The sequence below is a fragment of the Olivibacter ginsenosidimutans genome (assembly GCF_039542865.1).
Lineage (GTDB): Bacteria > Bacteroidota > Bacteroidia > Sphingobacteriales > Sphingobacteriaceae > Olivibacter > Olivibacter ginsenosidimutans.
Window position 1 is genome coordinate 1 of sequence record NZ_BAABIQ010000005.1, and the last position, 23001, is coordinate 23001.

Genomic DNA, 23001 nt, shown 5'->3' on the forward strand with positions numbered 1-23001 from the left:
TTCAGACATGACCATGCTATCGACATTAAACAGAAAAACAGCGATCAAGTGAAACCAAGCATGTTTTGTAAGAACATTGGGAATTTAACCGGACAACAATGAAAATTTTTATTACCATTAATTATAGAAGCATTTTGTTTGCTTAACGTCCCGTTATTATATGTTTTGTTTGTTATGTTATTGTAATTGACATCATATTGGAAAATTCCACCATTGAAATCTGTAATTACATCCTGATCATAATTGATGAGAAGAGCATCGATATTTTCTTCAACATTAAAACTCTTCCCAATAAATTCTACTATTCTACCTTCAGAGATGTTGTTTCCAGATATAGTGAATAAGAAAAATCTTCGAGCGGTAAAATCTTTATTGTTTAAATAGTATTCGGAAGCAGGTGCAATTAATAAAGACTTTCCGCTTGCGGTTTCCAAACGCCAAGATTCCTTCCAATGAGGAGCAAGTCTGGAAATATTTGGATTTTCGGTATTTAAATGTCTCGAGTGCCATATTTTGGCCGATTCAAGAAGCATTGCAGGAGGAGATTCCCTGTCGTGCATAAAATTGTCGATTTCCTTGCGACAGGCAAATATGATAAGGCAGCAACTGAAAAACAGGGTCATCAGGATAAGTGGGCGCTGTTTCATAATCTAGGTAATTGAGGTTTATAAAAGTAGTCAAGTTTAAGTATTATTTTTTATTAAAGCAAAAAAAGTATATAAAAATAAAACACAGTTTATGGTTGCCTTGACAATAATTATTCTTTGTTTATTTTTTGAATATTCGTTTGCCAAATGAAAAATTGGGAAAGTTTCTTTTTTCCGATAAAATAATAGTTTATAGCAATATACATGTTTATCAGGAGTATAAGAGCGAGCAGGAATGATCCGATATACGTTCTTACCTTGACTTGTTTATCCATCATTTTAGTTTTTTAAGTTCTTCAAAGTCTGACCGGCTCTCTATGGTATGTTTAAGTTTCGCTTTTAAGGTATACGTATTTCTCCAAACGCTAAGATGATTAGCAGCATAAAGAAAGAGTGCGCCAAGGTAAATTATACCAAAAAGATAAACTATTGGGATGTTCCTCTTCCTGACAAGATAGGCTACGTAAATGTAACTGATCAGAAAGCAGGGCCCAATCGATGCTAAATAGCCATACCGATCTGCAACAACGGAAAAACGGGCGAGGGAAAAGAGGTTAATGACTAAAACAAGATGTATACCAAAGAAAAATAAGGCAAAAAAAAGCCACTGACGTTTAATATAGGGGTATAATGTATACAAGATAAGGGGAATAGCAAGGGGATAGATCCACAACCACCAGCATACCCCCTCGTCTCCCTCAAAGGGGAAGGGATATAGGTAAGAGAGGTTCATCGGAAAGATACACTTGGTAAAATATTCACTTATGGTGTAAGCAGCGAGAGGCAACCGTTGATAAAACGGATAAAATGTCCGTCCGGTATCTTCAAGTCCCTGCGACTGGATCGTTATCAATCCAAAAAATAACGCTAATACAAAAAAAGGAAGTTTTTCAAGCCAAACCGCCCCGGTAGCAAGGTTCCGTCGATAGACGGTATCCCATAACAACAAGCACAGGGGTAATGAAACGGCCTGCTCCTTGGCGCCAAAGGAAAAAATAAATGAAAGGATTGTAAAATAATAAAAGGCGGTTTTTTGATGGTTAAGGACTACTATGAGCATGAAAACGACCGAATTTTTATGTTTTAAATCAAAATAAGACAGGTAATTCATAAAATTATATATCGGCTTATTGGTTTGCGGTAAGCGTTGTTCAATATACGATTTATCTAAGAAAAAGGATTGCATTTTACCTAAAATGGGAGAAAATAGGTTAACAGATTCGAAGCCATTAGTTGGCTAACGGTTATCAATAGATGCATGAAGAGTCGGGGTTTAGATTTAAAGATCAAAGCAAAAGCGATTTTAATACCGCTTTTGTAACAGAAAGATTATCTTCGTGTCTAACAATAAAGGACTATCGGACAAATTATCCAAAAGGGCGTAACGAGAAACGTTCTGGTGTTTAGGTAAACGTTCTAATGGTCATTAAATAGATATAAACCAAAATGAGTGAACAGAAAATATTAATGTCGGTTTCCGATGTAACGCCAGAAGAGATGCTCTTTTTGGTAAATGCCACGAAAGGATTAACAGAGAACCAGGTGGATCAATTTTTATTCCTGTACACAGGGAAACGCCGAAAAACTCAAGAAATACTTCTCTTAACGCTGGTTGGTTTTTTGGGTGTAGCGGGCATCCAACGCTTTATGATTAAGCAAGTGGGCATGGGTATTGTATTCTTTTTAACAGCGGGTTTTTGTGGGATAGGCACGATAGTCGATTTAGTGAATCATCGAAACTTAACCGAATCGTTTAACCAGAAAATGGCCATAGAATGCCTTCAAATGGTACGGATGTACAGTAAACCACGTGCGTAGTAGTTGATAAGACGTTATTTGCTGGCTAAAATGACTTGCATATTGGAAGGACCGCTTTCGTTCTTCATCCGGTCTATTGCCGTAACGACATAGGTATACTGTGCCCCATTCCGCACCGATTGATCGGTATAATACGTGCGAGAGGCATCAAAAATGATTTCCAGAATATTCTGGGAACGATTTAAGTTTATTTCTTCTCCGGCGTTAAACCGATAGATAACATAGCCATAGGCCGTTTCACCATCCAATGCGGCGAGCGGAGCATCCCATCGTAAGGATATACCACCGGCGTTCAAATTATGGATGTACAGGTTCTCTGGTGCTAGTGGGGGAATACTATCAATCCAAGACATCGTAGGTGGTAAAGCTTTATACCGATAAAAATTATATTGTAAGGAATCACGGAAACCAGCGAGATTGTTAACCAATGATTTGGAGCTGAAATAAACACTTCCTTGGATGTTGGGGTTCTTTCTTAAATAACGGATTTGCTCAGGGAGTTGACTTCGATCTCGCCATCCGGCACTACCGGATGTTGCTTTAAATGCGGCCTGCCCAACGTATACGTGTTTGCCATAGGCATTTGCTCCCCACCAGCCAATTAGCGTTTCATAAGCAGCAGCTCGATTGTTGAACGCAAAATAGATCTGTGGGTTAATGTAGTCTACCCAATCGTTTTGCAGCCAAGCGCGCGCATCGGCATATAGCTGGCCATAACCGCTCAGTCCAGCGGTTTCAGAACCCTCCGGATGTTGTTTTTTGTTTTGCCAGATGCCAAAGGGGCTGACACCGAATTTAACGTACTTTTTAGTTTGATGAATACTATCTGCCAGGGTTTTTATCAATTGATTAACGTTGTCCCGACGCCAGTCGTCAATATTATGGAAATGCTGGCCATAGCGTTTAAAGGTTTGATAGTCTGGAATAGATTGCCCTGCGGCAGGGTAAGGGTAAAAATAATCGTCAAAATGTACCCCATCGATATCGTAATTGCGCACTACTTCCATAATGACAGCTATAATATACTGTTGCACTTCAGGAATACCGGGATTAAAAAGTTTCTTGCCAGCATAGGTAAAAAACCATTCTGGATGTTGCTTGGTGATGTGGCTGGGATCAACATTGGCCTCGTTTAAATCAAAAGTTGCTCGATAAGGGTTAAACCAAGCATGTAATTCCATGCTCCGATTATGCGCTTCTTGAATAGCAAATTCTAAAGGATCATATAGGGGTGCAGGAGCTAAACCTTGGCGCCCCGTTAGGAAACGTGACCACAATTCCTTGCTTTTAGCATAAATAGCGTCGGCAGAAGGCCTAACTTGTAGAAAGATGGCATTAATACCGGCACGCTGGTGGGCATCAAGTATACGGAGGAGCTCTTGTTTCTGTGCGTCGGCAGGGAGGCCCGGTTTGCTGGGCCAGTCGATATTAACGACAGTAGAAACCCAAACACCGCGAAGCTCGCGCTTAGGACTAGTCGTTGAGATATATTGTGCAAAGCTGGATAAATAAAAAGAAACGAGTATGAATAGTGTTAGTAATGCGTATAGCCCTTTATGCCTGTTCATCAAATTAGCGTATGTTTTAGCGTGCTTATTTCTAAAAAGCTGTAAAGATAAGGATAGCAAGGGGCTATGAGAAAAAAAATCGGTAAAAGTATGCATGGATAAGGAAAAGGTGTAGGCTTATGTATACAAGTAATTTTTAAAAATGCAGCTGTTTGGGTAAGAAAACGCCCTTTTCTATAAGAAATATGTTGGAACAATTTTTGCTCAAAATTTCGAGACCTAACAAGACTTAGAAATTTGTACAATGGAAGATAAAGATACTGTGTATGAGAACCCTTCATTGGAGCAGAGACATACTGCATATGATGTGGAAGAGGATGAATTGCGGGAAAAGGGTAAGGATGGTCCTAAAATCTATTTCTTTATTCTAGCGATACTAGCTTTAATTGCCACCAATATTTATTTCTATGTTAAGTATAAGCATTCGGATGAATTGCATGGTACCGTATTGAGCGAGAAAACACAAATGGAAACGGAACTTGACCGGATTGAGGTAGAGCTGGATCGTGTAACGAAGCAAAATGTTGAACTGACAGAATCTTTAAGGGCAGCGCAAGATAATGCACGCATTAAAATTGAAGAATTGCGCACCAAATTAACCCAACAACAATTAAGTCGGGCAGAATTGGTAAATGCACAAAAGGAAATAGCACAATTACGGACAACGGTTTCTAGGTATACGAAAGACATTGAAAAGTTAAAAAATGAAAATGCGCTCTTGATTTCTGAACGCGATCGATTAAAAGAGTCTGCCGGAAATGCAAATCGCAAAGCGGATGAATTAGAGGCGATAAATAGTGAGCTGGAACAGAAAGTCGCTTTAGCTACCGCGCTTAAATTATCTTCTATTAACATTAATGCGGTAAGGGAAAAGCGACATGGTGAAGAAAGTATAGAAACCAAAGCCAAAAAAACGGATAAACTTCGTATCGATTTTAATATTGCCGATAACCCCTTAGCCAAAAAAGCCATTTACGACGTTTATATCCGTGTGATTGAACCCAATGGTAATTTACTTATTGCCGATAATAACATTTTTGAGGTAGACGGGGTTGAAATGCAATATACCGATAAAACGGGAATAGAATTTTCTAATGATGGAAAACTTTATTCTTATGAATGGCAGGGACCGGAAGACTTTAAGTCGGGAAGTTATACGGTTATGTTGTATACCAATAAAGGCTTAATGGGAAAGGGAACCATTCGTTTAGATTAAGCACTGTTGGGGCTAAATGTAATGAACCTTTTTATTATTTTTCTTTCTTAATCGGAATCTTGATATAGAAGGTCGTTCCCTGACCGATCTCGGTATTATAATAGATGGTTCCCTGCATACTTTCTATGGTTTGTTTGACAAAGGCTAAACCAAGTCCGGTACCCGAGCTTTTAGTGGTAAAATTTGGTTGAAAAATCCGGTCTCTTACCCCCTCATCGATACCATTTCCATTGTCTCGGATAGCGATAGATGCTTGGTGATCTTCCACCATAAGCGAAATTTTAATAATACACTTACCCCTACCGGCCTTTGCTTCGATGGCGTTTTTGATCAAATTACTGAATGATCGGCGTAGCTGATCACGATCTCCCCGAGCAATAACCGGACCATCAGACACATATTTAAAGAAGATATCAACGGCTGCATTATTGTTGTAAATGGGAATAATTTTTTCAATAATATCCAAGAGATCAACATCTTCCAATTGCGTATCGGGCATTTTAGCAAAGTTTGAAAATTCAGAAGCGATGGTAGAAAGGCTATCAATTTGTTCAATAAAGGATTTGCTGAAACGCTTAAATTTTTGATCAAAATTTGGGTCATGCTCTTTCCATGATCGTTCTAAGAGCTGTACGCCAAGTTTTAAGGGGGTTAAGGGGTTCTTTATTTCGTGCGCTACCTGTTTGGCCATTTCTCGCCAAGCCGATTCGCGTTCGGATTGTGCAATTTTATTCGCGCTAACTTCAAGCGCAGCAATCATATTATTGTATTCTTTAATTAGTGAACCTATTTCATCATTTCTTTTCCAGAAGAGCGGTTCATTGATTTTACCGATGGAAGTTTTGGCTAAGCTTCGCTGTATAAGGATCAGTGGAGAGGTAATGCGATTGGCGATAAATACGGCAAAAAGACCTAAGGCAACGATAACCAACGCGTAGATGTTAATAAGGGTATTCAATAACATTCCAATACGATCAGAGAAATCCTTTTCATTGGAGAAATAAGGTAAACTCAGGTAGGCTATTGTTTCATCCTGTTCATTTTTAATCGGTGCATAAGCAACAGTATAACTTAAATCGCCTATTTTTTCCTTATGGAAATATTCTGACCGTTGAAACCGAGCCATATTTAACCAAGCATTGGCATTCATGTACCGGGATGTTAGGCCAAGATCATATATTTTACTTTGCGTGGTAAAAAATAAGAGTCCTTCCGTATTATATAAACTAATATCTGTAGCATTAATATTGGCTATATTATGTAGAAAATCTTCTTCTATTTCGAGTTTTTCTGCTGTTTTGTTTTTAAATATGGTAGACTCAAAACCAGAAGCCAATTGATTGATTCTTCTTACGGTATTGACCTCTTGTTGGTTTTGATATTGGTTGCTAATACTGAAGAAGGTGATGATACCGCTGACGATTAAATTGAGTACGACAGCTAGTACAACAAAGGCTTGTATACGAGTTCGGTAAAGGATTTTATTTTGGGTGATTAAGAATGAACGGCGGACATTTCGGAAGCTGAAATCATAATTTTTAAATGTTACAATTAACCATCGCAGTGCATAGACCACAATGGCAAAAACAAGGAGCACCAGAAAGAGAAAGGACAAAGAAGCTAATTGTACCCAGAAACCCTGCCCATCCTTGCTTAATACCATTAATACATGTTCATTAGGTCTATACATGAGTTCCCTCCCACCTTCTTGATTCCGTATGTGGATATATTGGAAAAGGTTTTTGGGGTACATTTGATCGGAGATGGAAAAACGATGATCGCCAAATTGATTGATTAATTTTCCGTTGCGATATAGCGCAAAAGAATATTGTTGAAGATCATCTTGTTGATTGACGCGACCGTTGCTTAAGATTTCAGGAAAAGAGGCGTATCGTTCAAAGGCTTTACTAGACAACTCGATAACGGCAGTACCAATTTCTTTTCCATCGGCAATGATGGGTATCAGGCCGAAATACAATAAATTGCCTAAACTATTATTTATTCGGTAGAAATATTCGGATACTTTTATAGACCCTGATTCTACTTTTTGTTTGTAGTAGCTGAGCTTTTGAACACTTTTTACGTCATCTGGGTAATTTTTGGTCAGTTCAAAAATATTAAATTCATATCGGGAAAGATATCCACTGAAATAGGTTTGTCTGAGATAATCATTTAGTACAGCTACCTTATACCGTTCGGGATGTGAAAAATAATTGATCAAATAATAATCTTTTGCTACATTATTTTCAATTCCATAAAAAATGAATACCGCATCAGGGTCGTCTGCTGATTCTAATCGTTGGAGAATTAACTTTTGAGACTCTAGTTCCTTATCTTGGATAAATTCCGTTTGTTTTAATGAGGCAATACATGCGAATAACAATAGGGAAGTAATAAAAACGACGAGGTTAAACTGATAATTGTTATAGAAAGAAATAGCCCTTAAAAGGATAATAGCGGCGAAAATAAAAAAGGATGCCGTCAATTCATTGAAGAAAAATTGAAAAGTAGCATAAGCGATAAACGTTATCGCAAATAGAAGGAGCCATTGACGCTTATTTATCGTTAAACTGGAGCCTACAGCAAATACAATCTCTAAAAGTAAATAGAGGTTCAGTATTACCAAACACAAGGAAAGGATTCCTATCCAGCTGAAAATGTTGAGTTTTAAGATATTGCTAACATTAAACTGAATATTCGAATTTCCAATGAGGCCACCAAAAACCTGAACGATTTGCGTGCTGGCGATATAAATGAATAAAGAGGCTAAGACAAAGAAGCCAATATGGATGATCTTGGTGTTTAGCCTTGGATTTACTTTGAAGAGCTGAAACCGGTAATTATAGACGTAGCAGGTAAACCATACGGCAGCAATAATATTGAGCAGAAAAGCGCCTAGCGAAGGAAAGAGGAAGTTGGACGCATAATATTTTGGGTCAAAAAATTCGTTGAAAAAATGATTGGCTAACCAGCCAGTCTGCAAATCGATATAGCGTGCTGTAGCAAAAAATAGTAAGAAGAGAAGTGCGGATAATTTTACTTTTCCACGATCGGCAAGCCATACGCAAAAGCTATTCATTAATACAGTAGCAAAGAGCACTGCGGCCAACCACATGGCTAATTCTAGCTTGGAAAACAGGGTATTATAGGTTTGTTTTTTCAGTTTTACGGAAAAGAGATATTTCCCATCGACACTTCGAATACTATACACCGGATTATCGTCATAATTGGCTATAGTAAGGTTCTGCGAATGAATTAAATCGGATGAAAATTTTTCGCTTAAATAATCATTTTTAAGGGCATATTTCGCTTTTATAGGGATTAAGCAGACAACCGAAAAGCCCCCTTTTGATTTTTTTATGGCTTCGTACGAGCCATTGTCTGGTGTAATCCATGAGCTGCCTTCCGGTAGTCCGGCATCTGATTGCGGCACGATTCGGTCTGAACCCCAGAACGTCAGCTCACTGTTAGAGTAGGTATAGACATAGATCTGTTTTTGCTCCCCTAAGTACTCTACTATTTTTTGGGTTAATTCCTCATCGTTTTGAATATCTCTTAATGCGTTAAAATTATTGGTATCTGCCAGAAAGGATTTTACAAATAATTCTTTTTTATGCAGATTTTGTTCGATTCGTTTCGCCTCAAGACGTAAGAGCTCATCTTTACGGAAAGTAAGGTTAATGGTAATGGCCGTACCTATGAAGCAAAGCGTCAATACTAAAAGGAGTATCCGTATTTTTAGAGAGGTATTCAAATTTCATCCAGTATATGGGTAAAAATATAAAATATTCATGAGGGCTAGTAAAAAAAAGCTAATCGCTATGCATTTCTCTCAAACGCATAGCGATCAGCATGGTATGTTTCAATAAATGGTGTAAAAAATAGAAATATAAAAGGGGACGTGGTGAAGGTAATGGAAAAAGGTATTATATACTCGCCGAGGCTGTTTCTACTTGTCGGTTTACCTTTTTCACTAATCCTTGCAAAACGTTGCCTGGACCCACTTCTAGAAATGATGTTGCTCCATCAGCCAGTAGATGCTCGACCGTTTGTGTCCACCGGACAGCTCCTGTTAATTGAGCGATAAGGTTGGTTTTGATCTGTTGAGGGTCGGTATAAGGCTTGGCATCAATATTTTGGTAAATGGGGCAAATGGGCTCCTTAATTGTTACGCTTTCTATCGCTTTTTGCAGTTCGGCGCGGGCTGTTTCCATAAGAGGTGAATGGAAAGCACCTCCTACATTAAGCTTTAGCGCGCGCTTAGCTCCTGCTTCCAGTAATAGCGTGCATGCTTTGTCAACGCCAGCTACCGTTCCGGAAATAACCAATTGACCAGGACAATTGTAATTTGCGGGGACAACGACATCGCTTACGCGTTGGCAGATATCTTCCACTGTAAAATCATCAAGACCTAAGATGGCTGCCATGGTAGAAGGTTGGATTTCACAAGCCTTTTGCATGGCATTTGCCCGTTTTGCCACCAATTGTAAACCATCTTCAAAAGATAAGGCCTCTGCTGCTACTAATGCCGAGAACTCTCCAAGCGAATGTCCGGCAACCATTTGCGGATTAAAGTCGTTGTCTAACGCTTTTGCCAAGATCACGGAATGCAAAAATATAGCGGGTTGCGTAACTTTTGTTTGTTTAAGATCTTCCTCGCTGCCGTTAAACATGAGGTCTGTAATACGAAAGCCTAAGAGCTCATTCGCCTGTTCAAAAAGGTTGCGGGTATTTTCCTTATAATCATAAAGGTCTTTACCCATTCCTACAAATTGGGCTCCTTGGCCGGGGAATATATATGCCTTCTTCATCGGTTTATATGTGTTTTTATCTTTAGTGGTACGTTTTAAGCGCTAAATTATATGGACTTCAGTTATACGGTTTGGTTTCTGTCTGATACTTTAATAATCCCTTACATCCCATATATCTTATGCCTTACACCTCTTAAAAAGCTAGTCTAAACTTGCTGTGATGAGCCGCAGAAACTCTGCGCGTGTACGTTCCTGAGCAAATGCACCGGTAAATGCAGAAGTGGTTGTTACCGAGTTCTGCTTTTGGATACCACGCATGGCCATGCAAAGATGTTTACATTCAATTACCACAGCAACACCCACTGGACTTAGTGTTTCTTGGATACAATCGCGGATTTCGTTCGTTAATCGCTCCTGTACCTGTAACCGGCGAGCAAAAGCATCTACTACCCGAGGTATTTTACTTAACCCAACAATATGTCCGTTCGGAATATAAGCAACATGTGCTTTCCCAAAAAAAGGTAATAAGTGGTGTTCGCACATCGAATAGACTTCGATGTCTTTAACCACAACCATTTGGCTGTAATCCTCTTCAAACATAGCGCTCCTTAAAATTTCCGCCGGATCTAGATCATAGCCATGCGTGAGGTATTGTAGGGCTTTTGCCACGCGTTCTGGCGTTTTTAAAAGTCCCTGACGTGATGGGTCTTCCCCTAACTGTTGTAAGATATCCTGGTAATGCGTGGCAATACGATTAATCTTAGCAGGATTATAGCGATCAATTTTTATATAACCGTCTATTTGCTCATCATCTAAAGGTGCTTCGTGGTCTGTAATATTCATTCCTTTGTGATTTAATTGCCAAAATATTCCACAGAATTATTTTCCGTTTCCTGTAGTTTTATGCAGTGTAATTGGGCTCCTTCGGCAGCTATTGGCTCTTTGAGTTGATGAAAAATGGAGACAGCCAATATTTCGGTAGAAGCCATTTTACCTTTCATGAAATCTACATCTAAATTTACATTGCGGTGATCAAGTTTGTCGATGACATGATCACGTATAATATCTTTAAGTTTGCGCAGGTCAATGACGAATCCGGTAACAGGATCTATTTCCCCTTTGATGGTAACAAAGAGTTCATAATTATGCCCGTGCCAATTGGGATTACTGCACTTACCAAAAGTCGCTTCGTTTTCTTCCAGGCTCCAATCCTCACGGTACAACTTATGGGCCGCACTAAAGCGCTCTCTACGTGTAATATAAATCATAACTATTTATTAGCCCGCAAAGATAAGTTTAATTAGGCTAAGATTTAAATCTAGTGTAATTTAAGCGCTTTTTACTTTTTACTTTTTACTTTTGAGTTTTTACTTATGGCAAGATGTTTAGTTGTAGCTGCAACAGCAGCCGAGATCGCTCCTTTTTTAGAAGTTTTAGCGCAAAGAAAACAAGCGGAAATCGATGTGCTCCTGACGGATGTAGGTATGGTCGCCACGGCTTTTCAATTGGGGAAAGCCCTTCATCAAAAGACCTATGATTATGCCGTCCAAGTAGGTATTGCTGGAGCTATTACGAAAGACCTGGCCTTGGGTGAGGTAGTTTTTGTTGCTCATGATACGTTCTACGAACTGGGGGCAGAAGATCACGATGATTTTTTAACGATTGAACAATTGGGTTTTGGAAAAAGCACTTTCCATGCTATGCCGGGAGTGATACCAGATGGATATGCCGCATTAACGAGAGTAGCTGGTATAACGGTTAATCGCGTACATGGAAATGAACAGTCTATTGCCCAGCTACGTAGCCGAAGTAACGCAGCAGTAGAAAGCATGGAAGGGGCTGCCTTTTACTATGCTTGCCAGCAGGCAGGATTATCTTGTATACAGGTAAGAAGCATTTCCAATTACGTTGAAAAAAGAAACCGCGCGAATTGGAAAATAGGTTTAGCGGTAAAAAATTTAAATGAATGGCTTATTTCTTGTAGTCATCTTTTTTAACTGTAACGGAGCGGAAGCTTTTTAAGATAAAATGACATTTTCACAGGCATATGGTGCTTAGCATTCTTTTACTTTTGTTTCGCTGGATCGCTTAGTATCTGGTGCTAATGTCTTCTGACTCCATTACGCTTATTAAAAATAAATGATATGAATTTAACTCTTGGTTTTTCCCCCTGCCCTAACGACACGTTTATATTCGATGCCATGATTCATCATAAGATTGATACGGAGGGATTAACGTTTGACGTTTCTTATGAAGATGTGGAAACGCTAAACCATAAGACATTTCATCAGGAATTGGCTATTAGTAAATTGAGCTTCCATGCCTATGCCTATGCGCTAGAAAACTATGTATTATTAGATGCAGGTAGCGCACTGGGTTTTGGTGTTGGCCCATTATTGATTTGTAAACAGGAAGCACTGGTGAAACAGGTATTGCAAACGTTGAAAAATGAAACAGGTGTTTCTGATTTAACGATTGCCATACCGGGGAAATATACGACGGCCAATTTTTTATTGGGTTTGGCTTTCCCGCAATTGCAGCGAAAAGAGACGATGGTTTTTTCTGAAATAGAACCGGCGCTATTAAAAGAGCAGGTTGATTTAGGTCTGATCATTCACGAAAATCGGTTTACGTATCAAGATAAAGGACTACATAAGGTGATCGATCTAGGTGATTTCTGGGAAAAAGAGACGGGTTGTGCCATCCCGCTTGGCGGCATCGTTATTCGTCGGGATTTACCCGAAGACATTAAAGCCAAAGTTAATCGTATTATTCGGCGAAGTGTGGAATATGCTTTTGAGCACCCCACTTCTGGGCTTGATTTTATTCGCTCTCATGCGCAGGAAATGAGTGAGGAAGTCATGTATAAACACATTAATCTATATGTCAATAAGTATTCCGTAGATTTAGGAGAGGAAGGAAGGAAAGCGATAAAGTTGATGTTCGATAAAGCGTTAGCATTAAACGTAATCCCAGCGATAGCGAAAACGCTTTTTTTAAATTAATATAGTGGTATCGAAATGTTGTGTTGTACCTTGTACCGGTTATTATAGTGGTCAGTAATCGGTAATCCGCGCCACACACGTTACTGTTCACGCATCATTTTAAATTTTTATTTTTTTACTTTTTACTTAGCAATATGGCAAGACACACTTATCAAAGTGGTATTATAGGAAATTGTGCGTATATCGCGCATGTACAAACAGACACAAACATTTCTTGGCTATGCTGGCCAGCGTTTGATAGTACCTTTGTTTTTGGTAATAAATTGGACAAAAAACATGGTGGCGAGTTTTCTATTCTGCCGGATGGCGAATTTACCAGTAAACAGCGCTACATACCGAATACGAATATTATAGAAACGGAGATCAGTAGTAAAGAGGGGGTCTATAAAGTTACGGATTTTGCTCCTCGTTTTCAGCAGTATGAACGCTATTTTAAGCCACTTATGCTGGTTCGGAAAGTAGAACGCATTAGTGGAGAACCGCGCTTGCGTATGCGCTGCTATCCGGTAACAGATTATGGAAAGCGACCTCAGGAAAGACATCGCGGAAGTAACCATGTGGAATTTAGCGGCGGTGCAGACAAGATGCGATTGACAACCAACGTGCCGATTAGCCATTTTTTCGAAGCAGGAACGTATGTCTTACACAGCACAAAATATCTAATATTGACTTATGGCGAACCATTAGAGGCTCCGTTGGAAGAAACTGCTGAACGTTTTTTGTGGCAAACCATTAACTATTGGCGGACCTGGATTAAACACACCAGCATTCCGTCTATATATCAGGAAGCGGTGATCCGTTCGGCTCTAGCGTTAAAACTCCACCAATATGAAGATACGGGAGCGATTATTGCGGCCAGTACCTCAAGCTTACCGGAGTATCCCGGTAGTGGGCGGAATTGGGATTATCGGTATTGTTGGATTAGGGATAGCTATTATGTTCTGGCTTCTCTCCTTCGTATCGGACAATTTGAAGAGATGGAAAACTATGCGGAATATATTGCCAATATATCTGCGAACGAAAAAGGAAGGTTCCAACCGTTATATAGTATCAATGGAAGAAAGGAATTGGTAGAAGAAGAATTGAGTTACCTTTCGGGTTATAGGGGGAATAAACCGGTTAGAATAGGAAACCAAGCCTATGAACATATCCAGAACGATGTGTATGGGCAGGTACTCTTGACGTTATTGCCTTTGTATACCGATAGTCGCTTTGTAGCGGAAGAACGTAGCCATTCTGCAGGATGGCTAGAAGCGTTGATCACCAAGATAGAGCAGACTATCGACGAAAAAGATGCGGGTATTTGGGAATTCCGAAACTTTGCGAATTACCATTGCTATACAAACCTTTTTCAATGGTCAGGGTGTAAAGCCGCTGCACGTATTGCGAAGAAGATAGGCAATGCCGACTTAGAAAATCGAGCAGAGCAGTTGGTTAAACGGGCTGCAACGCATATTGAAGATTGTTATGATTCCGAACGAAAGGTTTATACACATGCCGTGGGGAGCAGCCATTTGGACGCAAGCACACTGCAATTAATCATTATGCGGTACCTCGATCCCACATCGGAAAGGGCGAGGAATCACTTGGCGGGCTTAGAAAAAGAGCTTCGGGATGAAAATGGCCTCTTTTATCGGTATCTACATGCCGATGATTTTGGAAAGCCAAAATCAACATTTCTCATCTGTGCATTTTGGTATGTAGAGGCCCTAGCTTGTGTTGGCCGTGCCCAAGATGCGGTTAAGACCTTTGAGAACCTGTTGCAGTATGCCAACCATTTGTTCTTATTTAGCGAAGATATCGATGCAAACAACGGCGACCAATGGGGCAACTTCCCTCAGGCGTATAGTCATGTGGGCCTAATTAATGCCGTAAACCGGATTGCTTCGGTTTTAGGGACACCTAGATTTTTAATATAAGCACATTAGCGGTTAAGAAGAAGTGCGCGCAATAAGGCGCGTACCTCTTCTTGATCTTCCAAATAGTATTTTGCCGCAGACACATTACTTCCTACCTTAATCGTAACGGCTTTTTCGGGAAGCGCTTTAAAGGTATCTTCGTCCGTTCTATCATCGCCAATGGCCAACATAAAATCAAAAGCTGTTTCATGTAGGAGATTTAACGTAGCCCTACCCTTGTTTACATCGGCATTTTTGACCTCCACGACCTTATCTCCATCCAACATTTTTAAGCCAAAGGTATTGAGGTGGTATTGCAGATTGTCCATCAATTCATTGGCGCGAAGCGATCCTAAGCCTTTTTGAACTTTGCGATAATGCCATGCAAGGGAATAACTCTTTTCTTCAATAAAAGAGCCCGGTGTTTTATCGGTATAGATTTCCATTAACTTCATCACCTCTTCTTTCCAAACGGTAGATAAACCGGGTAATTGAACCCAATCGCCATGAACTTCTTTTTTCCATGCACCATGCTCGGCAATGAGTGTATAATTTTTCATACCAAACCAGTGCTCCAGCGTGGTATGTTTCCGGCCACTGATAATCACTAAGGTATTTTTCGGATCGTCTACAAATCCATCCAACAATTCATATAAGGCTGGATCAGGATAGGCTTCATCAATTTCTTTTTTGAAGCCCACTAATGTGCCATCATAATCCAACAAAAGCAGTCGGTTTTTTGCAGACTTATATCTTTCTTGAATGGCCCGTTCTATCGACTCTTTTACTAAGTTCGCTCGGGAATCCCGTTGCATTTGTTTAACATCTTCTATGCGAGCCATAAAAATTTTCACCCAATGTTTGATGTTAAACTTAAAGACAACGGCACGCATGGCTTTCATGCGGTCCTGCATTTCGTCTTCAGGCATATTTAATGCGCTTACGAGGGCTTTTCGGATCTCACTGATATTATTCGGATTTACCAAAAGAGCATCGTTTAACTCTTTCGATGCACCAGCCATCTCACTGAGAATAAGGACGCCTGTATTATCATTCCTACTGGCCACATATTCCTTACTTACCAAGTTCATCCCATCGCGCATGGGCGTGACTAGACAGACGTCGGCGACATTATATAAGGCAGAGATGATTTCGATGGGATACCCGTGGTAAAAGTAGGCAATAGGGGACCATTGGAAGGTGCGGAATCGGGCGATGATATTACCTACTAGACGATCGATTTCATCTTTTAATAATTTATATTGGGGGACACTGTCCCGAGAGGGGACAACCACCATGTATAAGATAATTTTTTCTAAGTATTCGGGGTTTTTTTCCAACAATAACTCAAAGGCATTTAATCGCTCAATAATGCCTTTGCTGTAATCCAGGCGATCAATAGAAAGCACGATCTTTTTATCGGCGAAGTTTTTTTTGAAATTCTGGATATGTTGTATAACTGTAGGATCCTTGCTTAAATTGGAAAACTTGTCGCTGTCAATTCCCATGGGAAATGGTTCGGCAAGGACAATCCGGTTTTCGACTCTAAGCCGATTGGCATCCGCCTGTACAGGAAGCAAATGGGTAGCGGCGCTGAGAAAATGCCGTACATCATCGAAGGTATGAAAGCCCAGCAGATCAGCTCCTAACATACCCATTAAAAGTTCCTTACGCCACGGAATTAGCCGGAAAAGTTCTTGGGAAGGAAAAGGAATGTGGTTAAAATAAGCAATGGACACCTGCGGTTGTTGTTGGCGGATTAGTCCCGGAACGAGCAGTAGCTGATAATCGTGCACCCAAATGGTGTCTCCCGGGTTTAATTGTTTTAAGATTGCATCAGCAAATTTTTGGTTAACCTGTACGTAGGAAAGCCAGTTATGGTAATCGTAGTTGGCATAAGTAGACAAGTAATGGAATATCGGCCATAAAACTTCATTGCTAAAGCCCTCATAATAACGTTTAACCTCCTCCTTACGTAAAAAAACGGGAATTAGGCTAAGCTCCTTTAACTTTTCGGTTATGTCTATTTGTATTTGTTCGGTTTCGGCCGTTGTTCCAGGCCATCCAATCCAGATATTATCCCCTTCTTTGTAAATAGAACCTAATCCGGTAGCCAATCCGCCCTCGCTTGGAGTAAAGACAAGTTGGCCATTTTCTTCATTTATTTTTACTGGTAGTCGATTGGATACGATGATTGTTTTGCCCACGATGTTATGTTATCTATTTTTATTGACTGTTTCGTACTTAACTTTAACTAAAGCTAAATCTTGGTTGACTAGAACTTATCCTGATTAATCTGCCAGCCGGTTGTTTACATAAGCTAACCTATCCTGAAAGCACTGGAGCGTGAAAAGGACAGTTCAATGATTATTAACCCAAAAATCAACGTATGGTTTGGAAAAATTGATTTTTGATGTTGTGACGAAACAAAAATACCTAAAAAATAGACGTTAAGGGCTATAATCTGAAGTAGTCGTATTTAGGGGAAATTCGGGGCGAATTGTGAAAATATTTATGGAATTAAAGCTAAAAATGGAGAATAAACTGTAGGTTTGAATGGTTAAAGAAATGAGAAAAATTTTACCTTATCTGCTGGTCTTGTTTGTTATCCTGTTCAGCTGGTATTACAAGGGAATGCCACAAAGCATAAAAAAAGGTTTCGGGCGATTGCTTGCGGTACTCATCGTTGCCCTATGGGTTTATTTTTTGCTTAAGTTTAGGTAAAAAAGCGGAAGGTGAGGCCTTCTCTGGGTAAAATTGCAAACGAAGGATAATTACTTTTGGCATAAAAGCAACCACCATGGTGTGGAGATGCTTTCGGTAAAGGTAAAGGCTAACTGTGGAAGTGAACAGAAAAAGACTGCTTGATTAAGGTTTTTTTATTAATAAACAAAAACTGTTGATTTTTTTAAAAGTAAATTTTATCTTTGCAGCCCCGCAGCATTAAGCTCCGGGAAATATGTTGAATACATAAATTATCTCAAATGGCAACTAAAATAAGATTGCAAAGATTTGGTAAGAAGGGTAAACCTTTTTATCATGTAGTGGTAGCTGATTCTCGTGCTCCTCGTGATGGTAAGTTTATTGAGCGTTTAGGTTCATATAATCCTAACACCAATCCAGCAACGATTGATTTAAATTTTGACAAAGCATTGGATTGGTTAACCAAAGGAGCTCAGCCTACGGATACTGCCCGCGCTATTTTGTCTTACAAAGGAGTGCTTTATAAAAAGCATTTGTTGGGCGGTGTGAAAAAAGGTGCTTTTGACGAGGCAACAGCTGATGCTCGTTTTCAAGAGTGGTTAGCCGGTAAGGACGCTAAAATTGAAGGTAAGAAAGATAATCTTTCTAAATCGAAAGAAGAAGTAAGAAAAGCAGCTTTAGCGGCAGAGGCGAAGAAAAAAGAAGAAAGAGCGGCGGCTTTAGCGGCAAAAAATGCTCCTGAAGAAGCAGCAGAAGAAGCTCCAGCGGAAGCTCCTGAAGAAGAAGCAGCTTCTGGAAATGAAGAAACAACAAGCGCTGAATAAGGCGATTTGATAATCTTTATAAAATGCCATTTCTTAGGGTCCACCCTATTGGAATGGCATTTTATTTTTCCCATAAGATAATCCTACCAAACGTAATATCATGCAGCTAAGTGATTGTTTTTATATAGGTTATATTAGCAAAACACGTGGACTGAAAGGAGAAATACAGGTGTATTTTGAATTTTTGGATTATGAAGCGCTGGATTTTGATGTTGTTTTTTTAGAACTGGACAAGAAGTTAGTGCCCTTTTTTGTTCGCTCGTTTAAGCTTCAATCCAATCGGACGGGATACTTTTATTTGGAAGATATGGATCATATTGATCAGGCCAAAAGTCTCGTTGGAAAACAATTGTATCTCGCGAACGAAAAAATGCCGGAGCGCGATCCTGATACATTTTATATAACGGACTTAAAGGGGTACCAGGTTTTTGATCAGACCTATGGAAATTTAGGAGAAATTATTGCAATCAATGAATTTCCCCAGCAGGACATTGCTGTTGTATGCTATAAGTCAAAGGAACTATTGTTTCCCTTAAGCGATGATTTTATTGTTGAGATTGATGAGGAGAGCAGGGTATTAAAGGTAGATTTACCGGAAGGCCTGATTGTCTTATATAGTGAAGCTTAATCAAATAAGGATGCGTTTTGATATCATAACCGTATTACCAGGATTGTTGGAAAGTCCTTTTGCACACTCCATTTTACAACGTGCGCAGCAAAAAGGCTTAGCTGAAATCCATGTTCACAACCTGAGGGATTACGCAGCAAACAAGCATAAAAGTGTAGACGATTATCCTTATGGTGGTGGAAGTGGAATGGTGATGCAGATAGCACCCTTTGCTGCCTGTATCGAGCAATTACAAAGCGAGCGTACTTACGATGAAGTGATTTACATGAGTCCGGATGGCCAAACCTTAAACCAGTCGACTGCGAATGCACTGGCCTTAAAAGGAAACCTGCTGATTTTATGTGGTCATTATAAGGGAATAGACCAACGTATCCGTGAAATTTTCGTAACTAAAGAAATTTCTATTGGAGATTATGTGGTCTCGGGAGGAGAATTGCCAGCTGCTATATTGGTAGATGCCGTTATACGGCTTATTCCTGGTGTATTGTCTGATGAAACTTCTGCCCTTTCCGATTCGTTTCAAGGAGAATTACTGGATGCGCCAGTATATACCCGTCCGGCTAATTGGCGTGGTCATCAAGTGCCGGATGTTCTATTAAGTGGTAATGAAGCGGCTATTGCCCATTGGCGCTATGAGCAGGCTTTAGCGAGGACTCAGGAACGCAGGCCCGATCTTTTAGACGAATAGTTTGAGCAAGAGGCGCAGGTGATGCGAGTAGTGATTTTTGTGGTGCATCCATTGGCGTTGCACGGGCGAATTTGGAGAAATGTATCCTTTTACAAAAAAGGGAAAATAGGTTTTTAATTTTAAAATAAAATAACTAATATTGCAGTCCGATTTTTACGGGTTAAAAATCGTTGTTAATTACTTAAAATCATGGATTTAGTAAAATTTGTAGAAGAGCAGGCGGTAGCAAAAAATGAAGTTCCTGCATTTAAGGCTGGTGATACCGTTAGCGTTCACTATAAAATTCGCGAAGGTAACAAAGAACGTGTTCAGGTATATAAAGGCGTAGTTATACAACGGAATGGCGTAGGTTCTAACGAAACCTTTACCGTAAGGAAAATGTCAAATGGCATAGGTGTTGAACGTATTTTCCCGGTAAACTCACCTAACATTGATAAAGTGGTTGTAGATACTTATGGTAAAGTTCGTAGAGCTAAATTATTCTATTTACGCAACTTAACCGGTAAAGCTGCTCGTATTAAGTCAAGGAGAGTGTAAACCTTTTTTGAAGGTTAAAAATAGAAAAGGCTCCTTGCTTCTAGTAAGGGGCTTTTTTATTGTTCTCCCTCCCATTCTGCAAAGAAGTTGGCAAGGAATTGTTCCATGAATTCATGGCGGTTAATGGCCATTTTTCGTCCGGTATCCGTATTCATTTTATCCTTAAGGAGCAGTAGCTTTTCGTAGAAATGGTTAATGGTTGGGGAGGTGCTGTTTTTATAAGTTGCCTTATCCTGATTGGGGTTGGGTCGAATTTGTGGATCATAAAGGGGTCTATTCTTAAAACCACCATAATGGAAAGCACGGGCAATGCCAATGGCTCCCATGGCGTCAAGCCGATCAGCGTCTTGAACGATTTCCATTTCTTTTGAGCTGAAATTGACGGTTCCTAAACTAGCTTTATAGGACATATTGCGAATGATCGCTACCACATGAATAACGACGTGTTCGGGTACCGCTAAGCTGTGCAGAAACTGGTCGGCAAGAGTGGGGCCGATCTCTTCATCACCGTTATGAAATTTACTGTCGGCTATATCGTGTAAGAGGGCCGCCAGCTCGACCACTAACGTGTCAGCCTTTTCTGTCTTTAAAATGTGTTGGGCATTTTTCCATACACGCGCTACATGAAACCAGTCATGACCCGCTTCGGCGTCTTTTAACGTTTGTTTGACAAAGGTTATCGTTTGTTCGATCAAGAGGGTCATTCGTTTTCTTTTGGATGAAAATTTAGCGCCTCGTTCCTTTCGAAGATGATATAGGCGCGATGCCAGGGATCGTCGCCGAGCAGTTTCCAGCGGTGCCCCTTTCCAGTAACATCCGTTGCGATAAGGACGTCGCCTTCCCTAACGGTAAATGTTTCTCCAAGTGAGGTGGTAAATTCTAGGGTTCCTTTTAAGGTTAATACATATTGGGTAGTAGGCGCTTGATGCCAATCGTACACTGCTTGAGGTGCTGTTTCTTTAAAATGGAGACTTTTTACGGCAGTTAAGAAGCTGGTATCGACATACCCTTCCTGTACGTGCGAGTGGCCCTCTTTTCCTGTGTATAATTTATAAGCTTTGATCATCTATTTTCACTTTTCTTCTAGATCCGTCATACAGTTCATAGGCTAATAAGCGGCAATCCAATTTGCCGTTATAAAATTCTATCCGCCTATGCGATTGTAGGCCAATCTTTTTGGCAAGATCTGGGTTTCCGGTGAAGACAAAACCAGTATAACCCTTGCATTCATTTTTCATAAAATCACCTATGCGGCCATAGGTAAGCTCTAATTTGCTATGGGTGCCCAAACGTTCACCATATTCCGGATTGAATAGAATGACTCCGGGAGCTGGAGGGACATGGGTTTTAGCAAAATCGCAGACTTCAAAAGTAATTAATTGATCTACTCCTGCTGTTTTAGCATTGGCTTGGGCAATGTTAACGGCCTCCTCTGAAATGTCAGAAGCAATGATTTTTAAATCAATATTTTTAATGATCTGTTCTTTAAGTTTCCGACGTGCGGCAAAAAACACCTGCTCATCATAACCTAAAATATGCATGAAGGCATAATTCATCCTAAAAAGGCCTGGTTTGCGATTGGTAGCGATTAAAGCGGCTTCAATAGCTAAGGTGCCGGAGCCACACATGGGATTGACAAAAGCTGCTTTTTGATCCCATTCGCTGGCATAAATAACACCACTAGCTAATGCTTCAAGCATAGGGGCTTTTCCGGGGTGCTTTCGGTAACCGTGCTTGGCCAGCGTTTCGCCAGAAGTATCGAGGTACAGATCGGCTTTATTCTCTTTCCAGAAAAGATGGACAACAGCCTTGTTTAATTTCGGACCGGTATTGGGCCGAACGCCTTTTTTTTCTTTTATGCGGTCAACAATGGCATCCTTTACCTTTAAATTAGCAAATAAAGGCGTGGTAATGGTTTCATTGTTTACGTTTGAATTCACCGAAAAATAACCGTTAAAATCGAGGAGCTCTTCCCAAGCAATTGCTTGTATGTGATGGTATAATTCATCCGCATTGGCGGCGGTAAAACTTTTTAGGGCATATAATACTTGACTGGCGCAACGCAAATTGAGGTTTAAGGTTATGCAATCGTTGAGTGTGGCCAATAGTTCTACTCCGGTACTAAACGCGCGTTTGATAGGAAAACCAAGTGCTTTTACTTCTTGTTGTACATAGGGTGACAACCGTTTATTGCAGGTAATGATAACTTTTTGTGGTGTGTTGAAAACTTGCATAGCTTATTTCTGCGAAGTTAAGATTATTTGTCGCCAAAAATCCCTATTTTTACAATTTATATTTTGTTTGATTGTTATGGAAATTAAAGGTAAGGTACACGAGGTTGGTGCGGTACAGCAAGTTACAGATTCGTTCAAAAAACGTGATTTAATTGTTCAATACGCTGAAAATCCGCAATTTGTAGAGTATATTCGTTTTGAAGCGACCCAAGATCGGGTTAATATTTTTGATAATTTGGCCCCCGGTGAAGATGTAGAGGTCTCTTTTAATTTACGGGGTAGACCATGGACAAACAAAGGTGGTGTAACCACCTATTTTAATTCACTGGTTGCTTGGCGAGTAACGAAAACGGCTCCAGAAACAGCTGCTCCAGCGGCACATGTCCCTCCTGTTGACATATCTTCGGCTCCCGATGATGACGATTTGCCATTTTAATTCTCCTCGGCCGTAAAGGGTTTACAGCGAAATATGAGGAAACTTGAT

At 40.0% G+C, this 23001-nt stretch carries 21 protein-coding genes; 10 read left to right on the forward strand and 11 right to left on the reverse strand.

What is annotated here, in order from left to right; translation table 11 throughout:
• Positions 1-44: 44 nt before the first annotated feature.
• Both ABD930_RS03520 and ABD930_RS03525 read right to left on the reverse strand, forming a co-directional pair.
• Positions 45-647, reverse strand: a complete 603-nt coding sequence (locus tag ABD930_RS03520; protein ID WP_345230312.1) for a hypothetical protein — start codon at positions 645-647, stop codon at positions 45-47.
• Between the two features lie 274 nt (positions 648-921).
• On the reverse strand, positions 922-1833 hold the full coding sequence (locus tag ABD930_RS03525) for a hypothetical protein (protein ID WP_345230313.1): 912 nt from the start codon (positions 1831-1833) through the stop codon (positions 922-924).
• A 260-nt stretch (positions 1834-2093) separates the two neighbouring features.
• On the opposite strand from ABD930_RS03525, the gene ABD930_RS03530 reads away from it, so the two are divergent.
• Positions 2094-2465 (forward strand): TM2 domain-containing protein, encoded by a 372-nt coding sequence (locus tag ABD930_RS03530; protein ID WP_345230314.1) that lies wholly within the window; start codon positions 2094-2096, stop codon positions 2463-2465.
• Between the two features lie 14 nt (positions 2466-2479).
• Here the strand turns inward: ABD930_RS03530 and ABD930_RS03535 are convergent, their stop codons facing one another.
• Entirely contained in the window at positions 2480-4033 is a 1554-nt protein-coding gene (locus ABD930_RS03535; protein ID WP_345230315.1) for a glycoside hydrolase family 10-like protein, read from the reverse strand.
• Positions 4034-4277: 244 nt separating this feature from the next.
• Here ABD930_RS03535 and ABD930_RS03540 point away from each other — a divergent pair, with 244 nt between their 5' ends.
• Positions 4278-5249 (forward strand): hypothetical protein, encoded by a 972-nt coding sequence (locus ABD930_RS03540; protein WP_345230316.1) that lies wholly within the window; start codon positions 4278-4280, stop codon positions 5247-5249.
• 34 nt (positions 5250-5283) lie between these two features.
• Here ABD930_RS03540 and ABD930_RS03545 read toward each other — a convergent pair whose 3' ends face one another.
• The 4 genes from ABD930_RS03545 to ABD930_RS03560 form a co-directional block, all read right to left on the reverse strand.
• On the reverse strand, positions 5284-9003 hold the full coding sequence (locus ABD930_RS03545) for a sensor histidine kinase (RefSeq protein ID WP_345230317.1): 3720 nt from the start codon (positions 9001-9003) through the stop codon (positions 5284-5286).
• A gap of 172 nt (positions 9004-9175) precedes the next feature.
• Positions 9176-10060: an ACP S-malonyltransferase gene (gene fabD / locus ABD930_RS03550; RefSeq protein WP_345230318.1), complete on the reverse strand. Its 885-nt coding sequence runs from the start codon at positions 10058-10060 to the stop codon at positions 9176-9178.
• A 141-nt stretch (positions 10061-10201) separates the two neighbouring features.
• On the reverse strand, positions 10202-10843 hold the full coding sequence (gene folE, locus ABD930_RS03555) for a GTP cyclohydrolase I FolE (protein ID WP_345230319.1): 642 nt from the start codon (positions 10841-10843) through the stop codon (positions 10202-10204).
• Positions 10844-10854: 11 nt separating this feature from the next.
• Positions 10855-11268: a 6-pyruvoyl trahydropterin synthase family protein gene (locus ABD930_RS03560; protein WP_345230320.1), complete on the reverse strand. Its 414-nt coding sequence runs from the start codon at positions 11266-11268 to the stop codon at positions 10855-10857.
• A 105-nt stretch (positions 11269-11373) separates the two neighbouring features.
• On the opposite strand from ABD930_RS03560, the gene mqnB reads away from it, so the two are divergent.
• The 3 genes from mqnB to ABD930_RS03575 all read left to right on the forward strand — a co-directional run bounded on the left by mqnB (position 11374) and on the right by ABD930_RS03575 (position 14924).
• Entirely contained in the window at positions 11374-11997 is a 624-nt protein-coding gene (mqnB, locus tag ABD930_RS03565) for a futalosine hydrolase (protein WP_345230321.1), read from the forward strand.
• A gap of 147 nt (positions 11998-12144) precedes the next feature.
• Positions 12145-13005 carry a menaquinone biosynthesis family protein gene (locus ABD930_RS03570; protein ID WP_345230322.1) on the forward strand — a complete coding sequence of 287 codons (861 nt, stop codon included), beginning with the start codon at positions 12145-12147 and terminating at the stop codon, positions 13003-13005.
• A 134-nt stretch (positions 13006-13139) separates the two neighbouring features.
• Complete coding sequence (locus ABD930_RS03575; RefSeq protein WP_345230323.1) at positions 13140-14924, forward strand: glycoside hydrolase family 15 protein; 1785 nt, start codon at positions 13140-13142, stop codon at positions 14922-14924.
• A gap of 5 nt (positions 14925-14929) precedes the next feature.
• On the opposite strand, the gene ABD930_RS03580 is transcribed toward ABD930_RS03575, so the two are convergent.
• Entirely contained in the window at positions 14930-17110 is a 2181-nt protein-coding gene (locus tag ABD930_RS03580) for a bifunctional alpha,alpha-trehalose-phosphate synthase (UDP-forming)/trehalose-phosphatase (protein ID WP_345230324.1), read from the reverse strand.
• A 777-nt stretch (positions 17111-17887) separates the two neighbouring features.
• Between ABD930_RS03580 and ABD930_RS03585 the strand changes: the two genes are divergently transcribed.
• The 4 genes from ABD930_RS03585 to rplS all read left to right on the forward strand — a co-directional run bounded on the left by ABD930_RS03585 (position 17888) and on the right by rplS (position 20283).
• Positions 17888-18430 carry a 30S ribosomal protein S16 gene (locus ABD930_RS03585; protein ID WP_345230325.1) on the forward strand — a complete coding sequence of 181 codons (543 nt, stop codon included), beginning with the start codon at positions 17888-17890 and terminating at the stop codon, positions 18428-18430.
• Positions 18431-18530: 100 nt separating this feature from the next.
• Positions 18531-19058 carry a ribosome maturation factor RimM gene (rimM, locus tag ABD930_RS03590; protein WP_345230326.1) on the forward strand — a complete coding sequence of 176 codons (528 nt, stop codon included), beginning with the start codon at positions 18531-18533 and terminating at the stop codon, positions 19056-19058.
• 10 nt (positions 19059-19068) lie between these two features.
• Positions 19069-19746 (forward strand): tRNA (guanosine(37)-N1)-methyltransferase TrmD, encoded by a 678-nt coding sequence (gene trmD / locus ABD930_RS03595; RefSeq protein WP_345230327.1) that lies wholly within the window; start codon positions 19069-19071, stop codon positions 19744-19746.
• 189 nt (positions 19747-19935) lie between these two features.
• Positions 19936-20283 carry a 50S ribosomal protein L19 gene (gene rplS, locus ABD930_RS03600; protein WP_345230328.1) on the forward strand — a complete coding sequence of 116 codons (348 nt, stop codon included), beginning with the start codon at positions 19936-19938 and terminating at the stop codon, positions 20281-20283.
• 56 nt (positions 20284-20339) lie between these two features.
• Here the strand turns inward: rplS and ABD930_RS03605 are convergent, their stop codons facing one another.
• Genes ABD930_RS03605 through ABD930_RS03615 form a run of 3 tightly spaced genes read right to left on the reverse strand, consistent with a single transcriptional unit; the run spans position 20340 to position 22517 of the window.
• Positions 20340-20987 carry an HD domain-containing protein gene (locus ABD930_RS03605; RefSeq protein ID WP_345230329.1) on the reverse strand — a complete coding sequence of 216 codons (648 nt, stop codon included), beginning with the start codon at positions 20985-20987 and terminating at the stop codon, positions 20340-20342.
• Positions 20984-21349, reverse strand: a complete 366-nt coding sequence (locus ABD930_RS03610; RefSeq protein ID WP_345230330.1) for a cupin domain-containing protein — start codon at positions 21347-21349, stop codon at positions 20984-20986. Before ABD930_RS03610 ends, ABD930_RS03605 begins: the two co-directional genes overlap by 4 nt.
• Complete coding sequence (locus tag ABD930_RS03615) at positions 21333-22517, reverse strand: THUMP domain-containing class I SAM-dependent RNA methyltransferase (RefSeq protein WP_345230331.1); 1185 nt, start codon at positions 22515-22517, stop codon at positions 21333-21335. Before ABD930_RS03615 ends, ABD930_RS03610 begins: the two co-directional genes overlap by 17 nt.
• A 76-nt stretch (positions 22518-22593) precedes the next feature.
• On the opposite strand from ABD930_RS03615, the gene ABD930_RS03620 reads away from it, so the two are divergent.
• Positions 22594-22953, forward strand: coding sequence for a DUF3127 domain-containing protein (locus ABD930_RS03620; RefSeq protein ID WP_345230332.1), 360 nt, complete (start codon positions 22594-22596; stop codon positions 22951-22953).
• The last annotated feature ends 48 nt before the right edge of the window (positions 22954-23001 follow it).